26 protein-coding genes, 1 tRNA gene, 1 other RNA gene and 1 pseudogene are annotated in these 25,881 nt (G+C 70.6%); 15 read left to right on the forward strand and 14 right to left on the reverse strand.

The window, feature by feature from the left end; all coding sequences use genetic code 11:
• Positions 1-10 precede the first annotated feature (10 nt).
• Positions 11-84, forward strand: a tRNA-Met gene (locus ACM9LD_RS01435).
• A 119-nt stretch (positions 85-203) separates the two neighbouring features.
• The gene (locus ACM9LD_RS01440; protein WP_415675228.1) at positions 204-749 is read left to right on the forward strand and encodes a sugar O-acetyltransferase; all 546 of its coding nucleotides are present in this window, start codon (positions 204-206) and stop codon (positions 747-749) included.
• Here the strand turns inward: ACM9LD_RS01440 and ACM9LD_RS01445 are convergent, their stop codons facing one another.
• Positions 750-1,643: an LLM class flavin-dependent oxidoreductase gene (locus ACM9LD_RS01445; RefSeq protein ID WP_415675026.1), complete on the reverse strand. Its 894-nt coding sequence runs from the start codon at positions 1,641-1,643 to the stop codon at positions 750-752.
• On the opposite strand from ACM9LD_RS01445, the pseudogene ACM9LD_RS01450 reads away from it, so the two are divergent.
• Both ACM9LD_RS01450 and ACM9LD_RS01455 read left to right on the forward strand, forming a co-directional pair.
• Positions 1,619-2,274: pseudogene (locus ACM9LD_RS01450) on the forward strand (hypothetical protein); the annotation flags it as partial. The gene ACM9LD_RS01445 and the pseudogene ACM9LD_RS01450 overlap by 25 nt on opposite strands.
• Before the next feature lie 198 nt (positions 2,275-2,472).
• Positions 2,473-2,970, forward strand: a complete 498-nt coding sequence (locus ACM9LD_RS01455; protein WP_415675229.1) for an adenylate/guanylate cyclase domain-containing protein — start codon at positions 2,473-2,475, stop codon at positions 2,968-2,970.
• A 39-nt stretch (positions 2,971-3,009) separates the two neighbouring features.
• On the opposite strand, the gene ACM9LD_RS01460 is transcribed toward ACM9LD_RS01455, so the two are convergent.
• The gene (locus ACM9LD_RS01460; protein WP_415675027.1) at positions 3,010-3,399 is read right to left on the reverse strand and encodes a DUF3060 domain-containing protein; all 390 of its coding nucleotides are present in this window, start codon (positions 3,397-3,399) and stop codon (positions 3,010-3,012) included.
• 161 nt (positions 3,400-3,560) lie between these two features.
• On the opposite strand from ACM9LD_RS01460, the gene ACM9LD_RS01465 reads away from it, so the two are divergent.
• The gene (locus ACM9LD_RS01465; protein WP_415675028.1) at positions 3,561-4,514 is read left to right on the forward strand and encodes a sulfite exporter TauE/SafE family protein; all 954 of its coding nucleotides are present in this window, start codon (positions 3,561-3,563) and stop codon (positions 4,512-4,514) included.
• 106 nt (positions 4,515-4,620) lie between these two features.
• Here the strand turns inward: ACM9LD_RS01465 and ACM9LD_RS01470 are convergent, their stop codons facing one another.
• From ACM9LD_RS01470 to hisN, 8 genes are all read right to left on the reverse strand, one after another.
• Positions 4,621-5,859, reverse strand: coding sequence for an MFS transporter (locus ACM9LD_RS01470; protein ID WP_415675029.1), 1,239 nt, complete (start codon positions 5,857-5,859; stop codon positions 4,621-4,623).
• 133 nt (positions 5,860-5,992) lie between these two features.
• On the reverse strand, positions 5,993-6,316 hold the full coding sequence (locus ACM9LD_RS01475; RefSeq protein ID WP_415675030.1) for a transglycosylase family protein: 324 nt from the start codon (positions 6,314-6,316) through the stop codon (positions 5,993-5,995).
• A 566-nt stretch (positions 6,317-6,882) separates the two neighbouring features.
• Positions 6,883-10,434 (reverse strand): tRNA-guanine transglycosylase, encoded by a 3,552-nt coding sequence (locus ACM9LD_RS01480; RefSeq protein ID WP_415675031.1) that lies wholly within the window; start codon positions 10,432-10,434, stop codon positions 6,883-6,885.
• A gap of 140 nt (positions 10,435-10,574) precedes the next feature.
• Complete coding sequence (locus ACM9LD_RS01485; RefSeq protein WP_462933946.1) at positions 10,575-11,255, reverse strand: response regulator; 681 nt, start codon at positions 11,253-11,255, stop codon at positions 10,575-10,577.
• A 20-nt stretch (positions 11,256-11,275) separates the two neighbouring features.
• Positions 11,276-12,439 (reverse strand): sensor histidine kinase, encoded by a 1,164-nt coding sequence (locus ACM9LD_RS01490; RefSeq protein WP_415675033.1) that lies wholly within the window; start codon positions 12,437-12,439, stop codon positions 11,276-11,278.
• Between the two features lie 165 nt (positions 12,440-12,604).
• Positions 12,605-13,846: an acyl-CoA dehydrogenase family protein gene (locus tag ACM9LD_RS01495; protein WP_415675034.1), complete on the reverse strand. Its 1,242-nt coding sequence runs from the start codon at positions 13,844-13,846 to the stop codon at positions 12,605-12,607.
• 35 nt (positions 13,847-13,881) lie between these two features.
• Entirely contained in the window at positions 13,882-15,258 is a 1,377-nt protein-coding gene (locus tag ACM9LD_RS01500) for an acyl-CoA dehydrogenase family protein (protein ID WP_415675035.1), read from the reverse strand.
• Positions 15,259-15,391: 133 nt separating this feature from the next.
• Positions 15,392-16,192, reverse strand: a complete 801-nt coding sequence (gene hisN / locus ACM9LD_RS01505; protein WP_415675036.1) for a histidinol-phosphatase — start codon at positions 16,190-16,192, stop codon at positions 15,392-15,394.
• A 62-nt stretch (positions 16,193-16,254) separates the two neighbouring features.
• On the opposite strand from hisN, the gene ACM9LD_RS01510 reads away from it, so the two are divergent.
• On the forward strand, positions 16,255-16,617 hold the full coding sequence (locus tag ACM9LD_RS01510; RefSeq protein WP_415675037.1) for a hypothetical protein: 363 nt from the start codon (positions 16,255-16,257) through the stop codon (positions 16,615-16,617).
• 7 nt (positions 16,618-16,624) lie between these two features.
• Here ACM9LD_RS01510 and ACM9LD_RS01515 read toward each other — a convergent pair whose 3' ends face one another.
• Positions 16,625-17,395 (reverse strand): sulfite exporter TauE/SafE family protein, encoded by a 771-nt coding sequence (locus ACM9LD_RS01515; protein WP_415675038.1) that lies wholly within the window; start codon positions 17,393-17,395, stop codon positions 16,625-16,627.
• Positions 17,396-17,456: 61 nt separating this feature from the next.
• Here ACM9LD_RS01515 and prfB point away from each other — a divergent pair, with 61 nt between their 5' ends.
• The 8 genes from prfB (at position 17,457) to ssrA (ending at position 23,009) form a co-directional block, all read left to right on the forward strand.
• Positions 17,457-18,572, forward strand: coding sequence for a peptide chain release factor 2 (gene prfB / locus ACM9LD_RS01520; protein WP_415675039.1), 1,116 nt, complete (start codon positions 17,457-17,459; stop codon positions 18,570-18,572).
• The gene (locus ACM9LD_RS01525) at positions 18,562-19,473 is read left to right on the forward strand and encodes a mechanosensitive ion channel family protein (RefSeq protein WP_415675040.1); all 912 of its coding nucleotides are present in this window, start codon (positions 18,562-18,564) and stop codon (positions 19,471-19,473) included. Before prfB ends, ACM9LD_RS01525 begins: the two co-directional genes overlap by 11 nt.
• A complete protein-coding gene (locus ACM9LD_RS01530; RefSeq protein WP_415675041.1) occupies positions 19,470-20,063 on the forward strand; it encodes a hypothetical protein in 594 nt (197 codons plus the stop codon). Before ACM9LD_RS01525 ends, ACM9LD_RS01530 begins: the two co-directional genes overlap by 4 nt.
• Positions 20,064-20,090: 27 nt before the next feature.
• Positions 20,091-20,780, forward strand: a complete 690-nt coding sequence (gene ftsE, locus ACM9LD_RS01535; RefSeq protein WP_068521966.1) for a cell division ATP-binding protein FtsE — start codon at positions 20,091-20,093, stop codon at positions 20,778-20,780.
• A gap of 51 nt (positions 20,781-20,831) precedes the next feature.
• Positions 20,832-21,737: a permease-like cell division protein FtsX gene (gene ftsX, locus ACM9LD_RS01540; protein ID WP_415675042.1), complete on the forward strand. Its 906-nt coding sequence runs from the start codon at positions 20,832-20,834 to the stop codon at positions 21,735-21,737.
• A 106-nt stretch (positions 21,738-21,843) separates the two neighbouring features.
• Positions 21,844-22,323: an SsrA-binding protein SmpB gene (gene smpB, locus ACM9LD_RS01545; protein WP_068530451.1), complete on the forward strand. Its 480-nt coding sequence runs from the start codon at positions 21,844-21,846 to the stop codon at positions 22,321-22,323.
• A gap of 110 nt (positions 22,324-22,433) precedes the next feature.
• A complete protein-coding gene (locus ACM9LD_RS01550) occupies positions 22,434-22,556 on the forward strand; it encodes a hypothetical protein (protein WP_415675043.1) in 123 nt (40 codons plus the stop codon).
• Between the two features lie 82 nt (positions 22,557-22,638).
• Positions 22,639-23,009: a transfer-messenger RNA gene (ssrA, locus tag ACM9LD_RS01555) on the forward strand.
• Positions 23,010-23,053: 44 nt separating this feature from the next.
• Here the strand turns inward: ssrA and ACM9LD_RS01560 are convergent.
• Positions 23,054-23,266: an excalibur calcium-binding domain-containing protein gene (locus tag ACM9LD_RS01560; protein ID WP_415675044.1), complete on the reverse strand. Its 213-nt coding sequence runs from the start codon at positions 23,264-23,266 to the stop codon at positions 23,054-23,056.
• A gap of 238 nt (positions 23,267-23,504) precedes the next feature.
• Between ACM9LD_RS01560 and ACM9LD_RS01565 the strand changes: the two genes are divergently transcribed.
• Positions 23,505-24,452, forward strand: a complete 948-nt coding sequence (locus ACM9LD_RS01565; protein ID WP_415675045.1) for an esterase/lipase family protein — start codon at positions 23,505-23,507, stop codon at positions 24,450-24,452.
• On the opposite strand, the gene ACM9LD_RS01570 is transcribed toward ACM9LD_RS01565, so the two are convergent.
• Positions 24,422-25,369, reverse strand: a complete 948-nt coding sequence (locus tag ACM9LD_RS01570; protein ID WP_415675046.1) for a cation diffusion facilitator family transporter — start codon at positions 25,367-25,369, stop codon at positions 24,422-24,424. The two genes, ACM9LD_RS01565 and ACM9LD_RS01570, sit on opposite strands and share 31 nt — an antisense overlap.
• An 86-nt stretch (positions 25,370-25,455) precedes the next feature.
• Positions 25,456-25,860 (reverse strand): RidA family protein, encoded by a 405-nt coding sequence (locus ACM9LD_RS01575; protein WP_415675047.1) that lies wholly within the window; start codon positions 25,858-25,860, stop codon positions 25,456-25,458.
• Positions 25,861-25,881 lie beyond the last annotated feature (21 nt).

A 25,881-nucleotide genomic window follows, 5' to 3' on the forward strand; every position in this document is an offset into this window, starting at 1 on the left:
GTTTACCCGACGCGGGGTGGAGCAGCTCGGTAGCTCGCTGGGCTCATAACCCAGAGGTCGCAGGTTCAAATCCTGTCCCCGCTACTAGGTCGAAGGCCCCCGGAGAAATCCGGGGGCTTTTCGCATTCCGGAGCCCTTTCGCATTCTCCGGGTAGTTCCACGGCGGTGGGTACCGTCGGGGCGTGGCCACGGAACTCCAGCGGATGCTCGCCGGCGAGCGCTACCGTGACAGCGATCCGGAGCTCGTCGCGATGCGGAAGTCCTGCGGCCGGCTGCTCGACCGGTTCAACGCCACCGCCGCGGACGACGACGCAGTGCGCTCTCAGATCCTCCAGGAGCTCCTGGGAGGCATCGGCGAGGGTTCCTGGGTCATGCCGCGGTTCCAGTGCGACTACGGGGCGCACATCACGATCGGCGCCAACAGCTTCCTCAACTACGACGCGATCCTCATGGACTGCGCGCCGATTACGATCGGCGACGACTGCTCGATCGGCCCGCGCGTGCAGCTGCTCACCGCGCTGCACCCCGTGGAGGAACACGCCGCGCGGCGGGCGCGGTGGGAGACCGCGGAGCCCATCACGATCGGCGACAACGTCTGGTTCGGCGGCGGCGTCATCGTGTGCCCCGGCGTCACCATCGGCCGGAACACCGTCATCGGCGCGGGCAGCGTGGTGACGCGCGACGTCCCCGACCACGTCGCCGCCGTCGGCAATCCCTGCCGCGTCGTGCGTGCGCTCCCCGCCGAGTAGCTATCCGCTCGCGCGCACCTCGGCGACGCGCTGCCGCACGCGCGGTGCGATCTCGTCGACGAATCGGCGGCACTGCTCGTAGTCGTCGTTCTCCGCGCCGAAGACGAAGGTGTCCATGCCCGTGTCCACGACGAGACCCGTCAGCTGCTCGGTCCACTGCTCGACGGTGCCGTGGAAGGCCTCGTCCGACGGCTGGTCGTCGATGGACCCGAAGATGTTGTAGACGCGCCGGATCGACGCGGGATCGCGGCCGGCGGCGCGGGCGCCGTCGTCGATGGCGGCGTGCCGCTCGGGCAGGGTCGCGGGCGGGAAGAAGGAGTTCGACGGTGCCCACCCGTCTGCGTTGCCGCCGAGGAAGCGCAGCAGCTTCGGCCCGCCGACGCCCAGCCAGACCCCGATGTCGTGCGCGGGGCGCGGTCCGGGATGCACCCCGTCGAGGCGGTAGTGCTCGCCGCGGAAGCGCACGGATCGCTCGCCGGACCACATCAGGCGGATCACCTCGACGGCCTCCCTGAGCGCGCCGGCGGCCTCGCCTGGACTGCGCTCGGGGCCGCCCATCGCGGCGATGGCGGGCCAGAAGGCGCCCGCGCCGAGGCCCAGCTCGAACCGGCCCTCGGACAGCAGGTCGAGGGTCGCCGCGGCCTGCGCCATCACGGCGGGCGGCCGGAGCGGCAGGTTGGCGACGTCGGGGAAGACGCGCACCTCCTCGGTGCGGTCGAGCAGCGCGCCGATCAGCGTGAAGGTATCGACGAACGCCTGCTGGTAGGGATGGTCCTGCACCCCCAGGAACTCGACCTTCCCGTCCGCGAGCGCGGCGAGGGCGAAGCAGTTGTCGAGCGCCGCGGCGGACGGGGTGACGAACAGGCCGAATGCGACGGGACGCCGGTAGTCCATGCCGCCAGCCTAGGCCCCGTCGCGGGGCTCGGCAGCGGTACGGGCATCCGCCCGGATCGGCATCGGCGGCGCCCGGGCCTGGCTACGCTCGGCCTGTGCCGACCAGCGCAGACTTCCGGGCGTGGTGCGCCGCGAGCGCCTACACCGAGGGGACGATCCCCGAGGCGGACCGCCGCCGGCTGCGCCTCGTCTCACTCGCGGCGTACGCCTCGGCGGCGGTGAGCTTCGGCTTCGCGGTGATCGGCCTGGTGTTCGGCGGCCCGCACCAGGTGATGGTCGTCAACGTCGTCTCCGGGGCCGCGCTGGCACTGGTCCCCGCGCTGGGGCGGTTCGGGACGCTGGTGGCGCCGACGGCGTTCTTCGCCGTCGCGACGGTCACACTGTGGAGCCTGTGCGTCCTCCTCGGTGAGGGCGTGGGGCTGCTTACTACTACCTGGTCATGGCGGTGGGCGTGCCGATGATCGTGGGCGTGCGCCGGATCGTCGCCGCCTCCGCGGTGGTCGTCGTCTGTCTCGCGGCGATGATCTACCTGCACTTCACCGTGCCCGAGGACACGGGCCTGATGCCGCACTGGTTCGCCACCACGGGCTTCGTCGTCAACGTGGTCGCCGCGGCGTCCCTGGCGGTGGCGATCGTCGGGGCCGGGCTGTTCCAGATCGAGCGCGCGGACGCGGCGCTCGAGGAGGAGTTCCGGCGGTCCGAGGCGCTGCTGAACAACATCCTGCCGCGGTCGGTCACGGAGCGCCTCAAGGAGCCCGGCCACGCAGAGGTCGCGGACTCCTACGACGACGCCTCGGTCCTGTTCGCGGACATCGCCGGGTTCACCGAGATGTCCAGCCGCACTGCGCCCGCGGACGTCGTCCGGTACCTCGACCGGCTCTACACCACCCTCGACGCGCTGGTGGAGCGCCACGGGCTCGAGAAGATCAAGACCACCGGGGATTCCTACATGGTGGTGAGCGGCGTCCCCGAACCGCACCCGGACCACCTCGAGGAGCTGGCGCGGTTCGCGGTGGCGCTCCAGGGCGCCGCGGCCGGCGTGACGAACGCCGACGGCCGCGCGACGCCGCTCCGGATCGGCCTCGCGGACGGTCCCGTGGTCGCCGGCATCGTCGGGTCGAAGAAGTTCTTCTTCGACGTCTGGGGCGATGCCGTCAACGTCGCGTCCCGGATGGAGTCGACGGGGGTCGTCGGCCGCATCCAGGTGACGTCGTCCGTCCACGACCGGCTCGGCCGGGCCTTCGCCTTCGAGGAGCGGGGCCTCATCACCGTCAAGGGCAAGCCGGACCAGCGGACCTGGTTCCTCCTCGGCGAACGCGCGGCGTGACCGAGCCACCGGCGTGACCGCGTCGCCGGGAGGGACGGGTCAGCAGCGGTAGGAGTTGTCGCTGCCGATCGACTTCACGGTGGGCTTCTTGCCCGCGCCGCAGGTGATCGTGTTGTCGTGGCCGCTCACGTCGATCGAGGACGCGCCGGCGAGGACGATCGAGTTGTTGCTACCGATCACCTGCAGCGAGGTGACGTCGCGCAGCGTCAGCGTGTTGTCGTGACCGTTGACCTCGACGCGCTGACAGGCGGAGGTGAAGACGATCGCATTGTCGGAGCCGATGAGCTTGACGTCGTCGTTGCAGGCCAGCGTCCGCACCTGGTCGTGACCGGAGAGGTCGAATCGGGCGGAGGCCGTCGGTGCGATGACCGAGGCTGCGAGTACGGCGGCGGCGGCCGCGGCGGTGGAACGGGCTAGGAGCGTGCGCATGTCGAGTTCGTCCTTCTGCAAACGTGCGATCGGGGCGAATCGGACAGTACCGGTTTCGGATCACGCTGATCGGGACGGTTCCGTTCCTGTGACGCGATCGGCAGAGTGGCCTGTCATATCCGGACGAGTCCCCTCGTCCGCCTCAGCCGCAGGAGACCAGCATGCCCACCCTCGTCATCGTCGCCTTCGTCGGACTGCTCGGGCAGCTCGTCGACGGCAGTCTCGGGATGGCCTTCGGCGTGACGGCGACGACCTTCCTGGTCGCGCTCACGACGCTCTCGCCCGCCGCCATCAGCGCGACGATCCACCTCGCGGAGATCGGCACGAGTGCAGTCTCGGGCGCCTCGCACTGGCGCTTCGGCAACGTCGACTGGAAGGTCGTGCGCCGCATCGGCATCCCCGGCGCGATCGGCGCCTTCGTCGGGGCGACGGTGCTGTCGAACCTCTCGACCGAGGTCGCCAAGCCTCTGATGTCCACCATTCTGCTGCTGCTCGGCCTGTACGTGCTGCTGCGCTTCACCTTCCGCGGCATCGATACCAAGAACCTGGGCAAGCCGCTCAAGTCGCGCTTCCTCGCACCGCTGGGCCTGTTCGGCGGCTTCGTCGACGCCACCGGTGGCGGCGGCTGGGGCCCCGTCGGCACGCCCGCGCTGTTGGCCTCGGGCCGGATGGAGCCGCGCAAGGTGGTCGGCACGATCGACACCAGCGAGTTCCTCATCGCGCTCGCCGCGTCGCTCGGCTTCCTCGCGAACCTCGGTGGGGAGGGCGTGAACTTCGCCTACGCCGGCGCCATCCTGCTGGGCGGCGTCATCGCGGCGCCCTTCGCGGCCTGGCTCGTGCGCCATTTCCCGCCCCGCCTCCTCGGCGCCTCGGTGGGCGGCCTCATCATCCTCACCAACGCGAAGACACTCATGGGCAAGAGCGGTCTCGCCCTCGATCCCGGCACCCAGCGCGTGGTGTACATCCTGATCGTCGCGGGGTGGATCGCCGCCTTCACCTACTCCTTCGTGCAGTACCGGCGTGACGCGGTGCTCGAATCCGCCGACTCCATCGCCGATCTCGCGGCACGCAACGCCAGCGCCGCCGAGGACCCGAAGGAGCCGGTCCCGGCCTGATCGCCGACTCCCAGCGCGGTGGATCGTGCTCGCTCAGCGGGCCCGATCCACCGCGCTGCGTCGTTGCTGGGTCCGTCGCCCGGCGGCCCCGCCGCGGCGGACGGCGTCAGGGGGTGGGAACCGGGCCCCGCCGCCACGTCGTGATGGTGGCGGGCCCGACGCCCCGGTCGAGGCCGCGCACGAGCACGGCGCAGCCGATGCCCGAGAGCACCATGCCGACGGTGAACACGGCCGGGTAGCCGAGTGCGTCGCCCACGGCGCCGCCGGCGAATCCGGCGATCCCCTGCGCAGCGACCACGGCGCTCGCGAGCAGTGTGTAGTCGGCGCCCGCGTCGTCGCGCTCGCACGCGTCCATCATCAGCGTGAACAATGCGACCAACGCGGCGCCGCCGAAGACGTGCTCGAGCAGCGTTGCCGCGATCACCATGCCGCCGCCGCCGATCCCGAGCGCCGCGATCACGTACAGCCCCACCGCGAGGGTCTGGCTGACTCCGCCGAACAGCAATGCGGTGCGCCGCCCGTGCCGGAAGGCGAGCCAGCCGCCCACGGCCGATCCGGCGAGGGCGCCCGCGGAGCTCAGGGCGCCGCTCACCAGCGCGATCTCCCGCAGGCCCAGGCCCGCGTCGTGCAGGAACGGGCCGGAGACGGACGACGCCATGGCGTTGCCGAACTTGTAGGCGGCCAGGAGCCCGATCAACGGGATCACCCCGGGCCGGCGTAGCCGGTGCCACCACGCCGTGCCCAGGCTCTCGCGGCGGACGTGCTCGACGGGGTGGGGCGCACCGTCGGCGGGCTCGTCCCGCGCTAGCAGGACGACGGGGACCGTGCACAGCAGGATCAGCCCGCCCAGGGTGAGGAGCAGGACGCGCCAGCCGCTCTCCGCGTAGATCCACAGCAGCCCGCCGCCGCCGGCGATCATGCCGAGCCGGTAGGCGCCCGTCTGGATGCCGTTGCCGAGGCCGCGGTCGCGGGGGCCGAGGAGTCGCACGGCGAGGCCGTCGGTGGCGACGTCCTGGGTGGCGGAGAGCACGTTGATGGCGGCGATGGCGACGAACAGCCACCGCAGCGACCCTGTGAGGTCGGTGGCGGCCAGGGCGAAGGCGACGCCGGCGGAGCCGAGCTGCGTGGCGAGGAGCCACCGCCGGCGCGTGCCGATCCGGTCGACGGCGGGCGCCCAGAGGAACTTCAGGCCCCAGGGGAGGTAGAGGAAGGAGGTGAGGCTGATCGCGGTGAGGGACAGGCCCGCCTCGCGGAGCAGGACGGGGATCGCCTGCGTGAAGAAGCCGAACGGGAGCCCCTGGGCGAAGTACAGCCCCGTCAGCAGGAGGAACACGCGCAGTCGCACCCCGCGATTCTGGCAGTCCGCGCCGGGCCGGGGGTGGGCAGGTCTCAGTGGGCGGGACGCGAAAACGCCTGCGGCGGCCGATTCACGAGGAATCGACCGCCGCAGGCGTCAGTCTCTGTGCAGTGGGTGCGAACTAGCCGCGGCCACCGCAGCTCGGCCACGCGCCGATGCCCTGCGAAGCCAGGACGTTCTCCGCGACGCGGATCTGCTCGGCACGCGAGGCGTTGTGGGGCAGGCCCGAGCCGCCGTTGGCACGCCAGGTCGACGGGCTGAACTGCAGGCCGCCGTAGTAGCCGTTGCCGGTGTTGGTGTTCCAGTTGCCACCCGACTCGCAGGCCGCGATGGCGTCCCAGTTCACGCTGTCGGCGTTCGCAGCACCGGTGCCGAAGGCAACGGGAGCGGCGACGATCGCGCCGGTGACGGCCATCATGCCCAGGGTCTTGCGGATGTTCTTCAAGGGGTTCCTTTCGCCGGTGCGCATGCCAGGACACAGCCCGATTGGGGCGGAGGTGTCGGGGAAAGACATGGACCGCGCCTTCTCTGTCGGGCACGGCAGTGGGCTGAGGACGATCGCTCAACCGGCTTCGGCGACGTGGTGCGTCACGCTGGAAGCGGTCCGGCGCCCGAGGAAGATGCTCTCGTTTCGGCGGCGGGCCCACACATACGCGGTGGTTCGTGGATTCAGTTTTGTTCCCGTGACCGGGTCGAGATGAACACTAGGGGCCTATCGCCGCGGTGTCATCCCCGACGCGGGACGGTCGCGGTTTGATAACGCTTAGGTCACGATCGGCTGTGAGGACCGTAAGACCAGGTCACGTGCGCGATCGCTAGCAATAGCTTGCATAGGCAATGACCTGGGAAAAGTGATGGCAATCACAAGCATTTTGTGGTTCCCGTCACGCGTGGCCAGGTTACGGAACGGTGTACGCGATCGCGCCGGAACACGCCTCGACCGACGCCGAACGGCGGCGGCGACGGCCTCTCGCCGTCACCGCCGCCGTCCGGCAGCGCTCTTTTCCGTCGCTAGTGCGCGGTCGCCACGACGTCGCCGTCGTGGTCGTCCACGTGCGCGGCGCCGGCGGCCTCCCCACCGTTGAAGCGGCGGAGGAAGGCGTCGCGGTACGCGGGGAACCGCCCCTCGTCGATCGCGCGCCGGGCCCCGGCGGTGAGCGCGGTGAGGAACCGCAGGTTGTGGCGGGTCACCGCCTGCACCGCCGACGGTGCGTCGGTGCGGTAGAGGTGGTGCAGGTACGCGCGGTTCGGCGACGGTGCCGCCCCGTCCTGGGCCGGGCCGATGTCGAGCGGGCGCACGTCCTGGCGGAACGGCGGCGTCGACACCGCGATGGGACCGCCCGCCGTCAGCGCGATCCCGCGGGTCGCGAGGTCCTGCGGCGCAGCGGATTCGATCAAGTCGACGCCCGCGTCGATCGCGTGCAACAGGTCCTCGGGACCGCGTACCGCGGTGAGGTACCGCGGCCGGGACTCGTCCAGCGCCGCGGTGAGCAGGGCGAGCGCGTCGCGTGCCTGCGGGTCGGTGGCGGCGCCGATGATCCGGAGCCCGCCGAAGCCCAGACCGCCGGAGCGGACGTCCTCCTCGTGGCGGGCGAGGAGCTCGCGCAGCGCGGCTCGATCGTGCGCGAGGCGCACGGGAACACTGGCCCACAGCGACATCTCGCCCCGGCGCTGCGCCGTGAGCCAGTTGTGCTCCGCGAGGGCACGCCGAGCCCCGGTCGCGGCGGCGGGCGCGAAGACGACATCGCCGCCCAGGCGGTACGCCGCGGTGACGGCCGCAGCCGGATCGGAGGACGGGGCCGAGACGTCCACGAAGAGTGGCAGATCCCACCCCGCGAAGGTGGCGAGGCCGCCGGCCTCCTCGATGGTCTCGGCGCCGGGGTGGAGCCCCAGCCGGGCCCCGTCGACGGTGACACCGCTCGCGCCGAGCCGCGCGGCCGACGCGGGATCCACGCCCGGGATCGCGGCGAGCGGCGCGGACGCCACGAAGGCCGGCGTGGCGATCGAGCGGTGGCGCGCGTGCAGCGCCCCCGTGCGGGCGGAGCCCGTTCCTCCGGTGACCTCGAAACGCACCGGGTCGGTGACGGATTCGGCCTGCAGGCGCGCGTGCGCCGTGAGCGAGCGGTAGTCCGAGCGCAGTTCGGACAGCTCCGCCACCAGCGCACGGTTGCTGGCGCGCAGTTCCGCGAGCTCGGCCGTGCTCCGGGGCGTCTGCTGCGCCCCGCGCGCGGCTCCCGCGGGTGCGGTGCGTGGCGCCGGAATCAGCACCGGGGCGACGGGTCCGGCGGAAGCCGGCGCGGGGACCGGGTGCTGCACCACAGCCGGAGCCGCAGCCGGCGCGACGGCCACGATCGCCGGGTTCTGCTCCACGGGAGCGGTATCCGCATCCTCGCCCGGGTTCATCGTGCGCAGGGCGTCGCCCTCGACATCGATGCGGGGGAGCGCCTTGTCGAGCCAGCGCGGGATCCACCAGGCGCGCTCGCCGAGCACGGCCATCGCCGTGGGCATGATGATCATCCGCACGAGGAAGGCGTCGAACACGATGGCCACCGCCATCGAGAAGCCCATCAGCTTCAGGAAGGTCATGGAGGAGAGGGTGAATCCGGCGAAGACGGAGATCATGATGATCGCCGCTGCCGTCACCACGCGCGCCCCCGACCGGTACCCGATGCGGATCGCCTCCAGGGCCGGCGCGCCGTGATGGTGCTCCTCCCGCATCCGGCTGACGAGGAAGACCTGATAGTCCATCGCGAGGCCGAAGACGATGCCGATGAGGAAGATCGGCATGAACACCAGGATCGGGCCGCGCTCCTCGGGCGCGATCCAGCCGAGCCAGCCGTCCTGGAAGAAGCCGACGGTGACGCCGAACGTGGCCGCGATCGAGAGCAGGAAGCCGAGCGACGCGATCACCGGGATGATCACCGACCGGAAGACGATCATCAGCAACAGGATCGCCAGGCCCACCACCACGATCAGGTACAGCGGCAGCTTCGAGGTGAGCGTCTCGGAGAAGTCGGCGTTGATCGCCGCGGCGCCGCCGATGCCGATGTAGGTCGACGTGGCGCCGCCCACGGTCTCCGCGCGGTCCCGCAGCTCGTCGAGCAGGGTCGCGGTCTGCTTCGTCGACGGCCCCGACTCCGGGACGATGATGAACTGCGCCGCGTCGCCGGTCGCGTTGGGCACGGGGCCGATCACGCCGTCGTGGGCGATCCCCGGCAGCGTGCGGGCCTGCTCGGCGAACCGCTGCGTCGCCGCCTTCAGGTCGCCCTTGCCCTGGGTGTCGACGACGGCGACGAGCGGCGACGACTTGCCGGCGCCGAAGGCCTCGCTCTGCATCTGCACGGCCGCCTTGTCCGACGGTGCCGCGAAGTCCAGGCCGAGCTCGAGCTTGCCGATCGGGATGGCCGCGAGCGCGAGGATCGCGACCGCGCCGACGAGGAAGGGGAGCGGCTTGCGGGTGAGGAGCTCGCCGATGCGCTGCCCCATCGGGCGGCGCTCGGTCTGCTCGGGCGTCCAGAGCAGCGGCAGCCGCGGTTTGAACACGGTCGACTTGAACATGCCCAGGAGGGCCGGGAGCACCGTCAGCGCCACGAGGACGGCGAGCGCGACGGTGACCGCGGCGCCGAGGCCCATCTGGGACAGGAACGACATGCCCGTGATCGACAGGCCGCACAGCGCGATGATCACGGTGGCGCCGGCGAAGACCACGGCGCTGCCCGCGGTGCCGACCGCGAGGCCCGCGGCGTGCGATCGATCCGACGTGGTCATCAGCTCCTGGCGGTACCGGGAGATCACGAACAGCGAGTAGTCGATGCCCACCGCGAGCCCGATCATCATCGACAGGCCGGTCGTGGACGTGCCGAGCGTGAGGAACGACGTGCCGATCGCGATGATCGACGTCGAGAGGCCGATGCCGATCAGCGCCGCCCCCAGGGGCATCAGCGCGGCGAGCAGCGCGGCGAAGGTGATGATCATGACGATCACGGCCACGACGATGCCGATCATCTCCGCCGGCGGCTCGGCCTCCGTCTCGTTCGCCGACCCGGCGCTCTCGACCTTCAGGCCCGCGTCGGTGCCCGCCTTCTTCGCCGCCGCCACGGCCTCGATCGATTCCTCCGAGACCTCCTTGACGTCGCCGAAGGAGAAGTGGATCTGCGCGGTCCGGCCGTCGCTGCTGAGGTTCTCGGCCGCGGCCGCCCCCACGGTGGGGTTGATGACGGCGGCCTTGTCGGCGGCGGTGAGCTGCGGTACCTGGCGCAGCTTGTCGACGACGGCGTTCACGGCCGTGGCGTTGCCGCCCTGGTCCAGCCGCTGCCCGTTGGTGGACTGCAGCACGACGGTGGCGGTGGGCGCCTGCGTCTTCGCGGTCTCGGGGAACTTCTCCTGCAGGACGTTCTGCGCCTCGACGGCGCGGCTGCCGGGGAGGTTGAAGTCGTCCTTGAAGGGTTTGGACAGCGACGATCCCGCGGCCCCGATCGCGAGGAAGGCGACGATCCAGAGCACGAGGACGAGCCACCATTTCCGGTAGCAGAACCGTCCGACCTTGTAGAGGAGTGATGCCATGCCATTCAGTGTGGGCATCGGGAGCGGCGCACGGTAGGCCTCGAAAGCCCTTGTGGACGACCGATGTCCACTTCGTAGACGATGGTCGGACGGGGGCGTCGGCGACCCCCTACGAAAGTCGTACGGGCGGCGGCGTCGGCCTAGCGGGGCGTGAGTCCGGCGTCGTGCGCGAGGATCGCGAGCTGCACGCGGTTGGCCACCTCGAGCTTGTCCAACAGGCGCGAGACGTGGGTCTTCACCGTCGCCTCGCTCATGAACAGATCACGGCCGATCTGTGCGTTCGAGGCGCCGGCGGCGATGCCGAGGAACACCTCGTGCTCCCGCTCGGTGAGGACGGCGACGCGGGCGAGCGCCGCGCGGCGGCGGTCCTCGCGCGGATCGCCGGCGAAGCGCGCGATGAGCTTGCGGGTCACGCTGGGGGAGAGCATCGCCTCGCCCGAGGCGACCACGCGGACGCCGTCGAGCAGCTGACGCGGCGGGGTGTCCTTGAGCATGAAGCCGGCGGCGCCCGCCTGCAGGGCGCGCAGCACGTAGTCGTCGAGGTCGAACGTGGTGAGCACGATGACCTGCGGCGGCTCCGGCTCCGCGCGCACCAGCGCGGTGGCGGCCAGACCGTCGACGGACGGCATCCGGATGTCCATGAGCACCACGTCGGGGCGGCACTCGCGCACGAGGCCCACGGCCTCCGCGCCGTCGCCGCCCTCGCCGACGATCGACAGGTCCTCGGCGGATTCGATGATCATGCGCAGCCCGGACCGCACCAGCGGGTCGTCGTCGATGATGACGATGCGGGTCACGGGGCCTCCTGGGGTCGTGACCATCCTGCCACGGCCCCGGCTCGTCAGGCCCCCTCGACGGGGACGGGCAGGTCGGCGTACACGCGCCAGCCGCCGGTGGCGGTGGGGCCGGAGGAGAGCTCGCCGCCCGCGAGCTGGGCGCGCTCCGCCAGGCCGATCAGGCCGGCCCCCGATCCCGGGAGCGGCGGCGCGGGCGACCGCGGGCGGTCGTTGACCACCTCGATCATGAGGCGGTGCTCCCGCAGGTGCACCGCGATCCGGATGTCCGCGGGTCCGGCGTGCTTGCGCACGTTCGTCAGGCTCTCCTGGACGATGCGGTACGCGGTGCGGCCCAGGGCCTCCGGTACCGCGTGCGGCGCCGCGGCGGCCTCGTCGACGAGCAGGTCGACGGTGGCGCCGCCCACCCGAGACTCGTCCGCCAGGCGCGCGAGGTCGGACAGGTCCGGCTGCGGCGCGAGCGGCTCGGCGTCGGTCCCGCGCAGCACACCGAGCACGCCCCGCAGGTCCTCGAGCGTCTCGTGCGCTGTGGAGCGGATCTCGGCGGCCGCGCGTTCGACGGTGCCGGGCGCCGCGTCGGCGTTGACCTCGAGCGCGCCGGCCTGCAGCGCGATGAGCGAGACCCGGTGCGCCAGGACGTCGTGCATCTCGCGGGCGATGCGGGAGCGCTCGGCGGTGCGGGCCTGGACGGCGCGCAGCTCGCGTTCGGCCTCGGCCCGCACGGCGCGCTCGCGCAGCGACTCGATGAGGTCCCGGCGCGCGCCGACGTAGGAGCCCCAGAGCGCGAAGGCCGCGGCGAGCGCGACGCTGGTGAGGGTGTCGCCGAGCCGCCACGGAACGCTCGACCACGGGTGCGGCACGGCGAGGCATGTGGCGACGAAGGCGGTCGCGATCACCAGGACTCGGTCGCGCCGCCGCACCGCGAGGGTGAACAGACCGAGGAGGGCCACGCCGGGGAATCCGACGGCTGCGGTGAGGATCCCGCCGATCATCGTGACCTCGAGGGGCCACCGCCGCCGCCACCACAGGAGCACGGAACCGGTCAGACCCACGACGAGCGCGAGGTTGCCGTAGGCGGTGGACCCGCCCTGCCACTCCACCGCCGCCGCACCGACCGCGAGCAGCGCGGACAGCAGGATGCACGCGCAGTCCCGCAGGCGCGGTGCGACCCACCACCGCTGCCACCGCGGCCCGGCCGCGCTCGAATCCATGCGTTCACGGTACTGACGTCGTGCCGCGCGGGGGAGTGGTCGAAGGTCGTTGCCCGCCCTCGCGGGCCTACGACTTTCGTCGCGGTCGGCGTCCGGGGGGCCGACGCGAACGGGGCGCCGCCGCGGCCGAAGCCGCGGCGACGCCCCGTCGTGCCTACCCCTGGCTTACTTGAGCTGCGAGCTGCTCAGGTCCAGGTGGCGGCGCGCGATGATCAGCTGCTGGATCTGCTGCGTGCCCTCGAAGATGTCGAGGATCTTCGAGTCGCGGGCCCACTTCTCGAGCAGCGTGCGCTCCGAGTAGCCCAGCGCACCGGCCAGTTCCACGGCCTTGAGGGTGACGTCCGAGCCCACCCGGCCCGCCTTGGCCTTCGCCATCGATGCGTTCATCGAGTTCGGGAGCTTGTTGTCGGCCATCCAGCCCGACTTCAGCGTCAGCTGGTAGGCGGCCTCCCAGTCGGACTCGAGGCGGATGAACTCGGCCGCGGCGTGCGGCAGGGTGTTCACCGGCGCGTCGTAGTCGATGACGATGCCCGCGTTCTCGAGGACGGTGCGCAGCTCCTCCAGCGACGCCCGCGCGACGCCGATGGCCATGGCGGCCACCAGCGGACGGGTGTTGTCGAAGGTCTGCATGACCCCGGCGAAGCCCTTCTCGACGTTCACCTCGGGGCTGCCGAGGATGTTCTCGAAGGGGATGCGGCAGTCCTCAAAGCGGATCTCCGCGGTGTCGGAGGCCCGGATGCCGAGCTTGTGCTCGAGCCGGGCCACGGTGACGCCGGGGTGCTCGCGGGGCACCACGAAGGACTTGATCGCGGCGCGGCCCGCGCTCTTGTCCACGGTCGCCCACACCACGATGTGGTCGGCGCGCGAGCCCGAGGTCACGAAGATCTTGGTGCCGTTGAGGACCCACTCGTCGCCGTCGCGGGTCGCGGTCGCGGTGACGGCGGCCGAGTCCGAGCCGAACGACGGCTCGGTGATCGCCATCGATGCCCACACCTTGCCGAAGCGCTCGAGCTGCTCGTCGGTCGCGACGGCGGCGATCGCGGCGTTGCCGAGGCCCTGGTAGGGGAAGGCGAGCATGAGGCCCGCGTCGCCCCAGCACATCTCGATCGCGTTGATGATCGACTCCATGGTGCCGCCGTTGCGGCTGCCCGCGGTGACATCGGCCGGCTTGGGCTTGGGCTTCTCCTCGCCCTCGCCCTTCTTCCGGTCGCCCGACGCGGCCGACGGGGCCTGGCCCGCATCCGCCAGCCCGTCGTAGAGGGCCGCGATGGTGTCGAGCTCCTTGGGGTACTCGTGCTCGGCGAGGTCGTACTTGCGCGAGATGGGGCGGAAGATCTCGGCCGCACCCTGGTGCGACATCTCGGCCGATGCCTTCAGCTTCTTGGGGAGTTCCAGATTGATTGCCATGAGGGTTCTTTCTTCTGCTCTGAAGTCGAAGGGGCCTAGAGGACGACGACGCCCTCGGCGATGCCGACGGCGCGCAGGTCGCGGTACCAGCGCTCCACCGGGTGCTCCTTGGTGAAGCCGTGCCCGCCGAGGAGCTGGACGCCGTCCAGGCCGATCCGCATGCCCTTGTCGGTGGCGAACTTCCGCGCCAGCGCGGCCTCGCGGCCGAAGGACAGGCCCTGGTCGGCGCGCGAGGCGCCGCGCCACACGAGCAGCTCCAGGCCCTCGATCTCGGTCGCCATGTCGGCCACGGCGAAGGCCACCGCCTGCCGGTGCGCGATCGGCTCGCCGAAGGCCTCGCGCTCCTTGACGTACGGGGTGACGTAGTCGAGCACGGCGCGCGAGGTGCCGAGCGCGAGCGCCGACCAGCCGAGGCGGGCAAGGCGCACCACGTCGGTGTAGTTCTGGGTGGCGGTGTCGAGGTCGACCTCGCCCAGCAGCGCGGTCGCGGGGACCTTGACGTTGTTGAGGTTCAGGCGGCCGAGCGCGGCGGCGCGCAGGCCCATGCTGGGGTCGCCCTCGACGATCACGCCGTCGGTGCCGGACTCGACGATGAACAGGGCGGGCTTGCCGTCCAGCTCGGCGCCGACCACGAAGAGTTCGGCGGAAGCGGCCTGCGGCACCATCGACTTCACGCCGCTCAGGATGTAGCCGCCCGCGGTACGAGTGGCCTTGGTGGACAGCGCGAACGGGTTGAACAGCGCGCCGGGCTCGGCGATCACCACGGAGGACTGCGGCACGGACTCGCCCGCGTACTCCTTGAGGTAGGTCTGCTGCTGGCCGTCGGAGCCGAACTGCGACAGCGTCACCGCGACGCCGCTGGGGGCGAGGATCGGCAGCGCGAGGCCCATGTCGCCGTGCGCGAGGGCCGCGGCTACGAGGGCGTTGGTCACCGCGCCGCGGTCGCTTCCGGCACCGTCGAGCTCCTCGGGCACGTTGATCATGGTGATGCCGAGCTCGGTCGCGCGCTCGAGCAGCGACGCGGGGGCCGCGGTCGCCGCGTCGGCGTCGAAGGCCGCCGGACGGACGATCTCGGCCGCGAAGTCCCGCACCGTGTCGACGATCATCTGCTGCTCGTCGTCCGGGGTGAGGTCGTAGTTCGACTTCGTGCTCGAGCTCAGCCGCTTCGGCTTACCGCTGCCGGCGACGACCTTGAAGGTCCGGTTCGCGGCGCCGAGTGCCTTGAAGCCGTGCTTGGTGCCCTCGTAGGCGACGCGGTTCACCACGTCCTGCAGGCCGCGGTTCTGGACGAAGGGCGTCTGCACCACGGCCATCAGGGCGCGGATCAGCTGGCCCGTGGGGTTCCGCCGGATCGGGTTCTTCCCGATGGCGCTGGTGTCCCGGGGATCGGTTGACGTGCTCATCTCCACCATCTCGTCGTCGTGGCGGCGCAGGTCGCGGGACTGATCCCGGTGTTCTCGCCGCCAACTTACTCATCAGTCAGATGAGACCTTACTCCTCGGTAAGTTAAGTGCCAAGAGATGGGACGAAAACCGTGTCGGCGTGTCAGTGAGTGAGACGCTCCAGCACCTGCGGGTGCAGCGCCGGGTTCGCCGCCACGGCGGAGCCCGCGTGCGGGCCCGGCGTCCCGTCGGTGCCGGTGAACACGCCCCCGGCCTCGCGCACCACGATCTCGACCGCGGCCAGGTCCCACAGCGAGACCTCCGGTTCCACTGCGATGTCCACCGCCCCCTCCGCGACCAGGCAGTAGCTCCAGAAGTCGCCGTACCCGCGCAGGCGCCAGGCGTCGGCGGCCAGCGCCAGGAAGCGCTCGCGCGAGCCGGCGTCGGGGAAGTACGAGAGGTCGGAGAACGAGATCGACGCGTCCGCGATCTCCCGCACGCCCGACACGGCGATCCGGCGCGGCTCGGCACCATCGAAGGAGACGAACGCGCCGGCCCCGGTCGAGGCGAACCAGCGGCGCTTGAGCGCGGGGGCCGAGACCACGCCGGCCACCGGCACCCCGTCCTCGAGCAGCGCGATCAGCGTGCACCACACCGGCACCGCGCGCACGTAATTCTTGGTGCCGTCGATGGGGTCGATCACCCACTGCCGGCCCTCGAAAACGGCCTCGCCCCCGAATTCCTCGCCCAGCACCGCGTCGCCGGGGCGCTCCGCGGCGAGCCGCTCCCGGATGAGCGTCTCGGTGGCGAGGTCGGCGTCGGAGACGGGCGTGAGGTCGGGCTTGGCGTCCACCTTCAGGTCCAGCGCGCCGAACCGCGCCATGGTCAGCTCGTCGGCGGCGTCCGCGAGGGCGAGGGCCAGGGCGAGATCGGGGTTCACGGGGTTCGACGGTGCGCTCGACATGCGAGAACGGTAGCGGAGGCCGACTACGGGCGCCGCGCGCTCCCCGTCGGTAATCTGGACATATGGAATGGATCTGGGTGCTCATGCTCGCCGCGATGCTGGGTGTGCTCGTCGTCATGTGGCAGCGCTCCAAGCGGGGCACGCTCGGCACCGCGCCCGCGGGCCCCGGCATGGAGGACGGGATGCTCACGCTCAGCGGGGTGAGCCCGCGTCCCGTCGAGCCCGACCAGAAGGGGCAGGCGTTCGTCACCGTCTCGGGCACCGTCGAGGGCCCCACCACCCCGCCGACGCACGTCTACCGACGGCTCGTGATCGACTTCGCGGAGCGCTGGCCGGAGGTCGGCGACCGGCTGCCGGTGTACTACAAGGTCGGCAAGGTGGACAGCTCCTGGCAGCTCGGTTCGCTGCAGCCGCCCGCGATCTGAGCGGTGCCTAGGTGGTCAGCAGGCGCCACAGCCCGATGGTGCCGACGACCACGATGATCGTGCGCAGGGCGGTGGGGGAGAGGCCCCGCCCGAAGCGGGCGCCCAGCGCGCCGCCCAGCAGGGAGCCCACCGCGATGACGCCGGCCACCGGCCAGTCGATCCGGTCGAACGCGAACGCGAGGTAGAACACCGCCGCGACCACGTTCACCAGCAGGGAGAGCAGGTTCTTCGCCGCGTTGATGCGCTGCAGGTCGTCGTGCACCAGCACGCCCATCGCGGCCACCAGCAGGATGCCCTGCGCCGCGGTGAAGTAGCCGCCGTAGACGCCGATCGCGAACGTTGCGGCGACGAGCGCGGCGAGCCGGCCCGCCGAGGGCGACGCGTCCGCATCGTCGTGCGGGGCGGTCCACCGCTGGATACGGGGCTGCAGGACCACGAGCGCCAGCGCCAGGACCAGGAGGATCGGGACGATCGTCTCGAAGACCGTCTCCGGCAGGTGCAGCAGCAGGAACGCGCCGACGACCGCGCCCGCCACCGACGCCGGCATCTGCCAGCGCAGCCGGTCCAGCTGGCCGGAGAGTTCGCGGCGGTATCCCCAGGTTCCGGAGATCCCGCCCGCGACGAGGCCGATCGCGTTGCTGATCGTCGCGGTGACCGGCGGGACGCCGAAGGCGACGAGGGTGGGGAAGGTGATGAGGGTGCCGCTGCCGACGAGGGAGTTGATGAATCCGGCGCCGACACCGGCCGCGAGGACGATCAGCAGCTCCCATCCGTCCATGACGCGACCATAGTGCGCCGCCGGCCTCGCCCGCCGTGGCGGGCCAGTATCCTGGGTGACTGTGCATCCTGACGTAGCCGCAGACATCGAGAGCCTCGACACCACCCTGCAGACGGTGGAGAAGGTGATCGACCTCGACGAGCTGCGCCGGCGCGTCGACGAGCTGGAACACAAGGCGTCCGACCCCGACCTGTGGAACGACCAGGCCAACGCCCAGCAGGTCACCAGCGAGCTGTCCTACGCCCAGGCGGAACTGCGCCGCGTCACCGACCTGCGGCAGCGGCTCGACGACCTGCCCGTGCTCTACGAGCTGGCCGACGCGGAGGAGGGCGACGACAAGGCGGCGGCGCTCGAGGACGCCGACGGCGACCGCGCCCAGCTGCGCACCGAGATCGAGGCCATGGAGGTCAAGACCATGCTCTCGGGCGAGTACGACGCCCGCGACGCGCTGGTCAACATCCGCGCCGGCGCCGGCGGCGTCGACGCCGCCGACTGGGCCGAGATGCTCATGCGCATGTACATCCGCTGGGCCGAGAAGCACGGCTACGGCGTCGAGGTCTACGACACCAGCTACGCCGAGGAGGCGGGCCTGAAGTCCGCCACGTTCGCGGTGAAGACCGACTACGCCTACGGCACCCTCTCCGTCGAGATGGGCACCCACCGCCTCGTGCGGATCAGCCCGTTCGACAATCAGGGCCGCCGCCAGACCTCCTTCGCCGAGGTCGAGGTGCTGCCCGTCGTGGAGACCACTGACCACATCGACGTCGACGAGAACGAGGTGCGCGTGGACGTGTACCGCTCGTCGGGCCCGGGCGGCCAGTCGGTCAACACCACCGACTCCGCGGTGCGGCTCACGCACATCCCCACCGGCATCGTCGTCACCTGCCAGAACGAGAAGAGCCAGCTGCAGAACAAGGTCTCGGCGATGAAGGTGCTGCAGGCCAAGCTGCTCGAGCGCAAGCGGCAGGAGGAGCGCGCGCAGATGGACGCGCTCAAGACGAACGAGGGCGCCTCCTGGGGCAACCAGATGCGCTCCTACGTGCTGCACCCGTACCAGATGGTCAAGGACCTGCGCACCGAGTACGAGGTGAACAACCCGTCGGCCGTGCTCGACGGCGACCTGGACGGCTTCATCGAGGCCGGTATCCGCTGGCGGATGCGCGGCGATGACGACTAGCGCGCTGCTCGCGAACTCGATCCTCCCCGACGTCACGGGGTGGCGGCTCCTCATGTTCGAGCGGGTCCTGCCGATCATGCTGTGGATCATCGCCGCGGTCCTGGCGAACCGGTTCGTGAACTGGTTCTCGGCGCGGGTCACCATGCGGATCGACGCCCAGTTCAAGAACAGCGATTCGCTGGTGCGCTCGGAGTCCGCGAAGCACCAGCACGCGCTGATCCAGGTGATCAGCTGGGTCGCCATCGCCGCGATCTACCTGTTCGCCGCCTATCAGATCGTCAAGGCGCTCGGCGTGCCGATCAACGCCCTCGTCGCGCCGGCCACCGTCATCGGCGCGGCCCTCGGTTTCGGCGCCCAGCGGGTGGTGCAGGACCTGCTCGCCGGCTTCTTCCTCATCACCGAGCGGCAGTACGGCTTCGGTGATGTGGTGAACCTCTCGCTGACCGGCGGCTCGGAGGCCGAGGGCACCGTCTCCGACGTCACGCTGCGGGTCACTAAGCTCCGCAACACCGACGGCGAGGTCATCACCGTGCCGAACGGGCAGATCGTCAAGGCCACCAACCTGTCGAAGGACTGGGCGCGCGCCGTGGTCGACATCCCGTTGCCGAAGACCGTCGACATGGGGAAGGTCAACACGCTGCTGCACCGCGTCGGCGAGCGGGCCTATCACGACCCGAAGATGTCGACGCTCCTACTCGACGAGCCCACCCTCATGGGCATCGAGTCGATCGACCTCGACCGGGTGAACCTGCGGATGGTCGCCCGCACCCTGCCCGGCAAGCAGTTCGAAGTGGGCCGCAACCTGCGTGAGCGCATCGTCCGCAGCCTGGCGACGGCCGGCATCGACGTCGCGCCCGTCACCGACACCGTCGAGGACGAGGAGGAGGTGACGCCGCAGTGAGCGACATCTCGAAGGGGTCGCAGGACGAACCCGAGAACGACGCCGACGCCACGACGGAGATCCGTGCCCAGGCCGCACCGCCCGAGCCGCCTCCCGCGCCGTCCGAGCCCACCCGGGCGCTCCCGGCCGCGTGGGAGCGCATTCCGAAGACGATCCCGCACACCCGCGCGCGCACCAGCACCGTCGTCCTGGGGTTGCTGTTCCTGGGGCTGATGTGGTGGTACCTCGACCTGTACGCGCAGTTCGTCCCCGAGGAGCAGCGCCGCACCGGGCAGACGCCGGTCGCCACCACGACGGTGCCGGCCCAGGAGGGGCCCACCTACGAGGCGCCGCTCACCACCACGCCGAGCCGGGCGCCGTCGAGCGCGGTCCCGACCAGCAGCGCGGCGGGGGAGTCCGGCGCACCGTCGTCGACGGTGCCGGGGCGCTCCGGCGAGCCCGGGACAGCCACCACCGGGGGCGCGACGACCACCTCCGCTCCGGGCGGGATCGTGCTCCCGGGCGGGGTCACGCTGCCGGGCGTTCCGGGCGCGACGACGGAGCCGCCCGCGTCCGGCGGCGCACCGACGACGACGGTTCCGGCGGGGTAGTCCGCGGCGTCAGTAGACTGGGCGCTCGTGATCACGCTCCAGAACGTCACGATGATGTACAAGGCGTCGGCCCGGCCGGCGCTCCACGACCTGTCGCTCGAGATCGGCAAGGGCGAGTTCGCCTTCCTGATCGGGCCCTCGGGTTCCGGGAAGTCGACGTTCTTCCGGCTCCTGCTCAAGGAGGACAAGCCCACCAGCGGCGACGTCTACGTGGGGGACTACCACGTCAACAAGCTGTCAGGCCGGCGCGTGCCGCAGCTGCGGCAGTCGCTGGGCTGCGTCTTCCAGGACTTCCGCCTGCTCCAGCAGAAGACGGTGGCCGAGAACGTGGCCTTCGCACTCGAGGTCATCGGCAAGCCGCGCAACGTCATCGACCGGACGGTCCCGCAGGTGCTCGACTACGTCGGGCTCGGCGGCAAGGCGAACCGCATGCCGAGTGAGCTGTCCGGCGGTGAGAAGCAGCGCGTCGCCATCGCCCGCGCCATCGCCAACCGGCCCCTGCTGCTGCTCGCGGACGAGCCCACCGGCAACCTCGACCCCGACACCTCCGCCGAGATCGTGGACGTGCTCGACCGGATCAACCGGGCCGGGACCACCGTGGTCATGGCCACGCACGACCGCCACATCGTGGACTCGATGCGCCGCCGCGTCATCGAGTTCCGCATGGGCGAGATGGTGCGCGACGACGCCACCGGCGTGTACGGGCTGGGCCGCTGACGGCGCCCGCCGCCCCCGCCGACGACGACGAACCGAAGGACTGAATTCCCAGTGCGAGCCAGTTTCATCACCAGCGAGGTCTTCACGGGCCTGCGCCGGAACGTGAGCATGACGATCGCCATGATCCTGACCACCGCGATCTCGCTCGGCCTGTTCGGCGGCGGCCTGCTCGTGGTGCGGATGGCGGACAAGAGCCAGGACATCTTCCTGCAGCGCGTCGAGATCCAGGTGTTCGTCGACGACAAGGTGGCCGCGGACGATCCGGACTGCCAGAAGGCCGTGTGCCAGGCGATCGAGTCGAAGATCAAGGCGCAGCCGGGCGTCGACTCGATCGACTACATCTCGCAGGACAAGGCCCTCGAGACCGCGAAGACCAAGACCTTCGCCGACCAGCCGGAGCTCGCCGAGCTGGTGCGGCCCGGGGTGCTGCCCGCGTCGTTCAAGGTGCGCGTCGGCGACGAGAACAAATTCTCCGCGGTGATCGACGCGGTGAAGGGGCAGCCCGGCGTGGCCGGCGTGCAGGACCAGCGCGAGCTCGTGGAGCGCGTCTTCTCCGTGCTCAACGGCGCGCGGAACGCCGCCTTCTTCGTCGCCCTGATCCAGGCCGTCGCGGCAGTGCTGCTGATCGCGAACATGGTGCAGGTGGCCGCGTACACGCGGCGCACCGAGGTCTCGATCATGCGGCTCGTGGGCGCCTCCCGCTGGTACACCCAGCTGCCGTTCCTGCTGGAGGCGGTGATCGGCGCCGTCATCGGCGCGGTCCTCGCGATCGGCGGCCTGTTCGCCGGCAAGGCCCTGTTCTTCGACCGGGCCCTGCGCGAGATGTACGGCGTGAACATCCTGGCGCGGATCACGAACACCGACGTGCTGCTGGTCTCCCCGTGGCTGATCCTCGTGGGCGCGGGCTTCGCCGCGGTCACCGCGTACGTGACGCTGCGCTTCTACGTGCGGGAGTAGCCCCCGGCCATAAGTCGCTTTCCGCGCACCGTCGCATCCCCGTACGATGGAGTGGTTGTCCAGCGTGACCGGCACTCGGTCGCGGCGTACGGAAGGGATGAGGACGATGGCGAAGGAGAAGGGGCGCTCGGTGATCGCGAGCAACCGCAAGGCGCGCCACAACTACGCCATCCTCGACACCTTCGAGGCCGGCGTGGTGCTGGTGGGCACCGAAGTGAAGGCGCTCCGCGAGGGCAAGGCCTCCCTGGTCGACGCCTACGCGACGATCGACGACGGCGAGGTCTGGCTGCGCGGCCTGCACATCCCCGAGTACGGCAACGGCTCATGGACCAATCACACGCCGCGCCGCACGCGGAAGCTGCTGATGCACCGGCGCGAGATCGACTCGCTGACCGGCAAGATCCGCGAGGGCAACCAGACCCTGGTGCCGCTGTCGATGTACTTCAACGAGGGCCGCGTCAAGGTCGAGCTGGCGCTCGCCAAGGGCAAGCAGGACTACGACAAGCGGCAGGACATCGCCCGCCGCACCGCCGAGCGCGAACTGGTCCGGGAGCTGGGCCGACGCGTCAAGGGCATGCGCGGCTGACTTCTTTCGACGGTGCCCGGCGTGGCGCGTTGAGTTCCGGTCTTGGCGGGCGTTCACTTGAGATACGAGTTACTGATGTGACTCGTGGGACTCAAGTGAGGAGCGGATCCATGAGTGTCGAGAACCGGGCCAAGGTCGTCTCGCTGGCGCATCGCGTGGGCGCGGTGCTGCTCACCGTGCTGATGAACATGAACGCCTCCGCCGCCGGCGTGCGGCTGCGCACCGTCGGATAATCGCTGGACAGCCGCCGATGCCGGTGCGGTAGTATGGAACTTCCACTCCGCAAGGGGTGGGCTTCCGCAGAGCGGACGATGAGGGGCCGATCGGTTTCGACTTCGTTTGTTGACGCGGGGGAAGCGTGCCGGTGCAGGCTGGAGACCACCGTAAGCGTCGCAGCAACCCTATAAGCGCCGATTCCAATCAGCGCGACTTCGCTCTCGCTGCCTAAGCAGCCAGGCGAGTCTGTCAGTCCGGGTTCGCCCTCGGCCCGGGTACTGGCATCAGCTAGAGGGATTCACCCCGCGGTGCGGTCGCGGTATCGCGGGGGACATCAAACAGCGACTGGGATCGTCATCCCGGCTCGTCCGTGAGACCGGGAGATCCGAGTAGAGGCACAGCGGACTGCGCACGGAGAAGCCCCGTAGAAATGACGGAGGACCCGGGTTCAATTCCCGGCGGCTCCACAGCGAAGCGCCCCCGACCAGTGGTCGGGGGCGCTTCTGCGTCCGCGCTACTTCTTCTTCACCTCGCAGGCGATCCCGTCGCCGTCGCGATCGAGGTGGCTCGCGTACCCGGGATCGCCCTTGAGTAGCGGGGCCTTGCCGGCCTTGCGCACCTCGGTGCAGTTCTTGTAGTACGGGTCGGCGTGCGAGACGGCGGCCGGGGCGGCGAGCGCGGCGATCGAGAACGCGGCGACGACGACGCGGGTGAAGGTGGGGGACATGGGTACTCCTGCAGACCGGGGGAAGCGACGACCGCGGGACGGTCCCTCTCCTGCGGTTCTTACGGTGTACGCCTTTGCGGCGGCAAGCCGATTGCCGGATATGGGTAATTAGCCGGGAAAGTGGCCGCATCGGACGATTCGGCGGCGATGGCGGAGTGGCCGGGCCGGACGACCGTGAGTGAAACAAGTTCTAGAAACGTCTCTCGGTGCGACGTGGGTTGGGCTATCGTCCGTGGGCATGAACCTGCGTTCCGTATGGCGACGGGCGGTCGTCGCGGCGGCCGGCGCCGCGCTGCTGGTGGCGGCACCGTCGACCGCGGCGCCGCTGCCCGAGAACTTCACCTTCTTCGGCGGCATACCGTCGGAACTGACGAACCCGAACGGCTCGCTGCCGGGGACCAACGACTACTCCTGCAGGCCCACGGCTCGCCACCCCAACCCCGTCGTGCTGGTGCACGGCACCGGCGGCGGCTCGCAGACGAACTGGGGCGCCTACGCGCCGCTGCTCAAGAACAACGGCTACTGCGTCTTTTCGTTCACGTACGGCGCGCTGCCCGGCGCGCCGTGGCCGGTGAGTCAGATCGGCGGCACCCGTCCGCTCGCGACGAGCGCGCAGCAGCTCAAGTCGACGGTGGAACGCGTTCTCGAAGCCACCGGCGCGACGAAGGTCGATCTCATCGGCCACTCGCAGGGCACGCTCATGCCGTCGTACTTCGTGAAGTACCTCGGCGGCGCCGAGAAGGTCGGTAAGCACGTCTCGCTCGCGCCGCTGTGGCGCGGCACGGGCGGCGATCTCGGGCGCGCGGCCTCGGTCTTCGTGCGCGGCCTGAACGTCCGCGATCCGTACTTCCCGATCTTCGAGTCGATCGGCGACATGCTGCCGGGATCGCGCTTCCTCGACAAGATCTGGGCCGACGGTACGCCCTATGCGCGCGGCGTCGAGTACACGAACATCTCCACCCGCTTCGACGAGCTGGTGCTGCCGTACACGAGCGGCCAGCTCGACGGCCCGCCCGGAACCACGGTCACCAACATCGTCGTGCAGAACACCTGCGGCCAGGACTTCTCCGACCATCTGGCCATCGCGGGTTCCCGGCGCGCGGCGTACTTCGCGCTCAACGCCCTCGATCCGCAGCATCCGCGGCCGGTGCCCTGCTACGTGGTGCCGCCGTTCACCGGAGCCTGACCGGGGTAGCTCTCGCCGTGCGGGTCGCCGCAGTGCTCCTCGGCCCCGTCGTGATCGACCTGCAGCGTCGCGTGCTCGATGCCGTATTCGTCGTGCAGCATGCCGCTGATCTTCGAGCGGACGGCGTGGCAGTCCGCGGCCGCGTCGACGAGGACGTGCGCCGAGAGCGCGGGCTGGCCCGACGTGATCTCCCAGATGTGCAGGTCGTGCACCTCGGTCACGGACGGGACGGCCGCGACGTCGCGCCCGACCTCGGCGGGGTCGATGCCCTCGGGTGCGGCTTCGAGGAAGATCCGCCCCGACGCCTTGACCAGCCCCCAGCCGGCCTTGAGCATGAGCGCCGCAACGACCAGGGCGGCGATCGCGTCCGCCCGACCCCACCCCGTGGCCCAGATGATCGCGCCCGCGATGGCGGTGGCGATGAAGGCGTACAGGTCGTTGAGGATGTGCTGGTAGGCGCCCTCGACGTTGAGGCTGGTGCGGTTGGCCCGCCGGATGCACCACGTGGCGGCGAGGTTCACGGCGCAGCCGGCGAGGGCGGTGAAGAAGACCAGCCGGCCGTCGACGTCGGGCGGCGTGATCAGCCGCGAGATCCCCTCGTAGACGAAGAACGCCGCGAGGAGAAGGAGGGTGATCCCGTTGGCCTGCGCCGACAGGATCTCCACCCGCTTGAGGCCCCAGGTGTACCCGCCCTTCGCCGGCTTCGCGGCGATCTTGATCGCGACCAACGCGAGCACGATCGCCGCGGCGTCGGTGAGCATGTGCGCGGCGTCGGTGATCAGTGCGAGCGAGCTCGCGATGATGCCGATCGCCACCTCGATCGCCATGAAGCCGACGATGAGCGCCAGGGCCAGGCTCAGCCAGCGCTTGTCGGCGTCCGCCGACACCCCGTGGTCGTGTCCCGCGTGTCCGCTCATCTCAGCTCCGCCCCTCGTCCGATGAGATCACCGGATGAACATACATGGCTGTATGCGCATGTATCAATGGCGGAGCGCGGCGGCGATCAGTCGAGCACGGCGAGCGCGTCGATCTCCACGAGCATGACCTCGTGCGGGAGGTCGACGAAGACTGTCGTGCGGCAGGGGAGCGCGGCGCCCTCGGGCACGTTCTCGGCGATGAACGCGCCGTAGACCTCGTTCATCGGGGCGAAGTCGTCGCGCGTGGTGAGGTAGACGCGGAACATGAGCACGTCGGCCACCGAGGCGCCGCCGGCCTCGAGGATCGCCTTGACGTTCTCCAGGGTGCGCCGGGTCTGCTCCTTGACGTCGCCCTCGGCGATGTACTGGTTCGTCGCCGGGTCCATCGGGCCCTGGCCCGAGACCTGCAGCAGGTTGCCGCGGCGCACGCCCTGGGAGAAGAAGTGGGCGGGAGCGGGCGCGTCGGTGGTGGAGACGGCGGTCGCGGTCATGGTGGTGATTCCTTTGCTCTC

The organism is Tsukamurella hominis (genome assembly GCF_965137015.1).
Taxonomy (GTDB): Bacteria; Actinomycetota; Actinomycetes; order Mycobacteriales; family Mycobacteriaceae; genus Tsukamurella; species Tsukamurella hominis.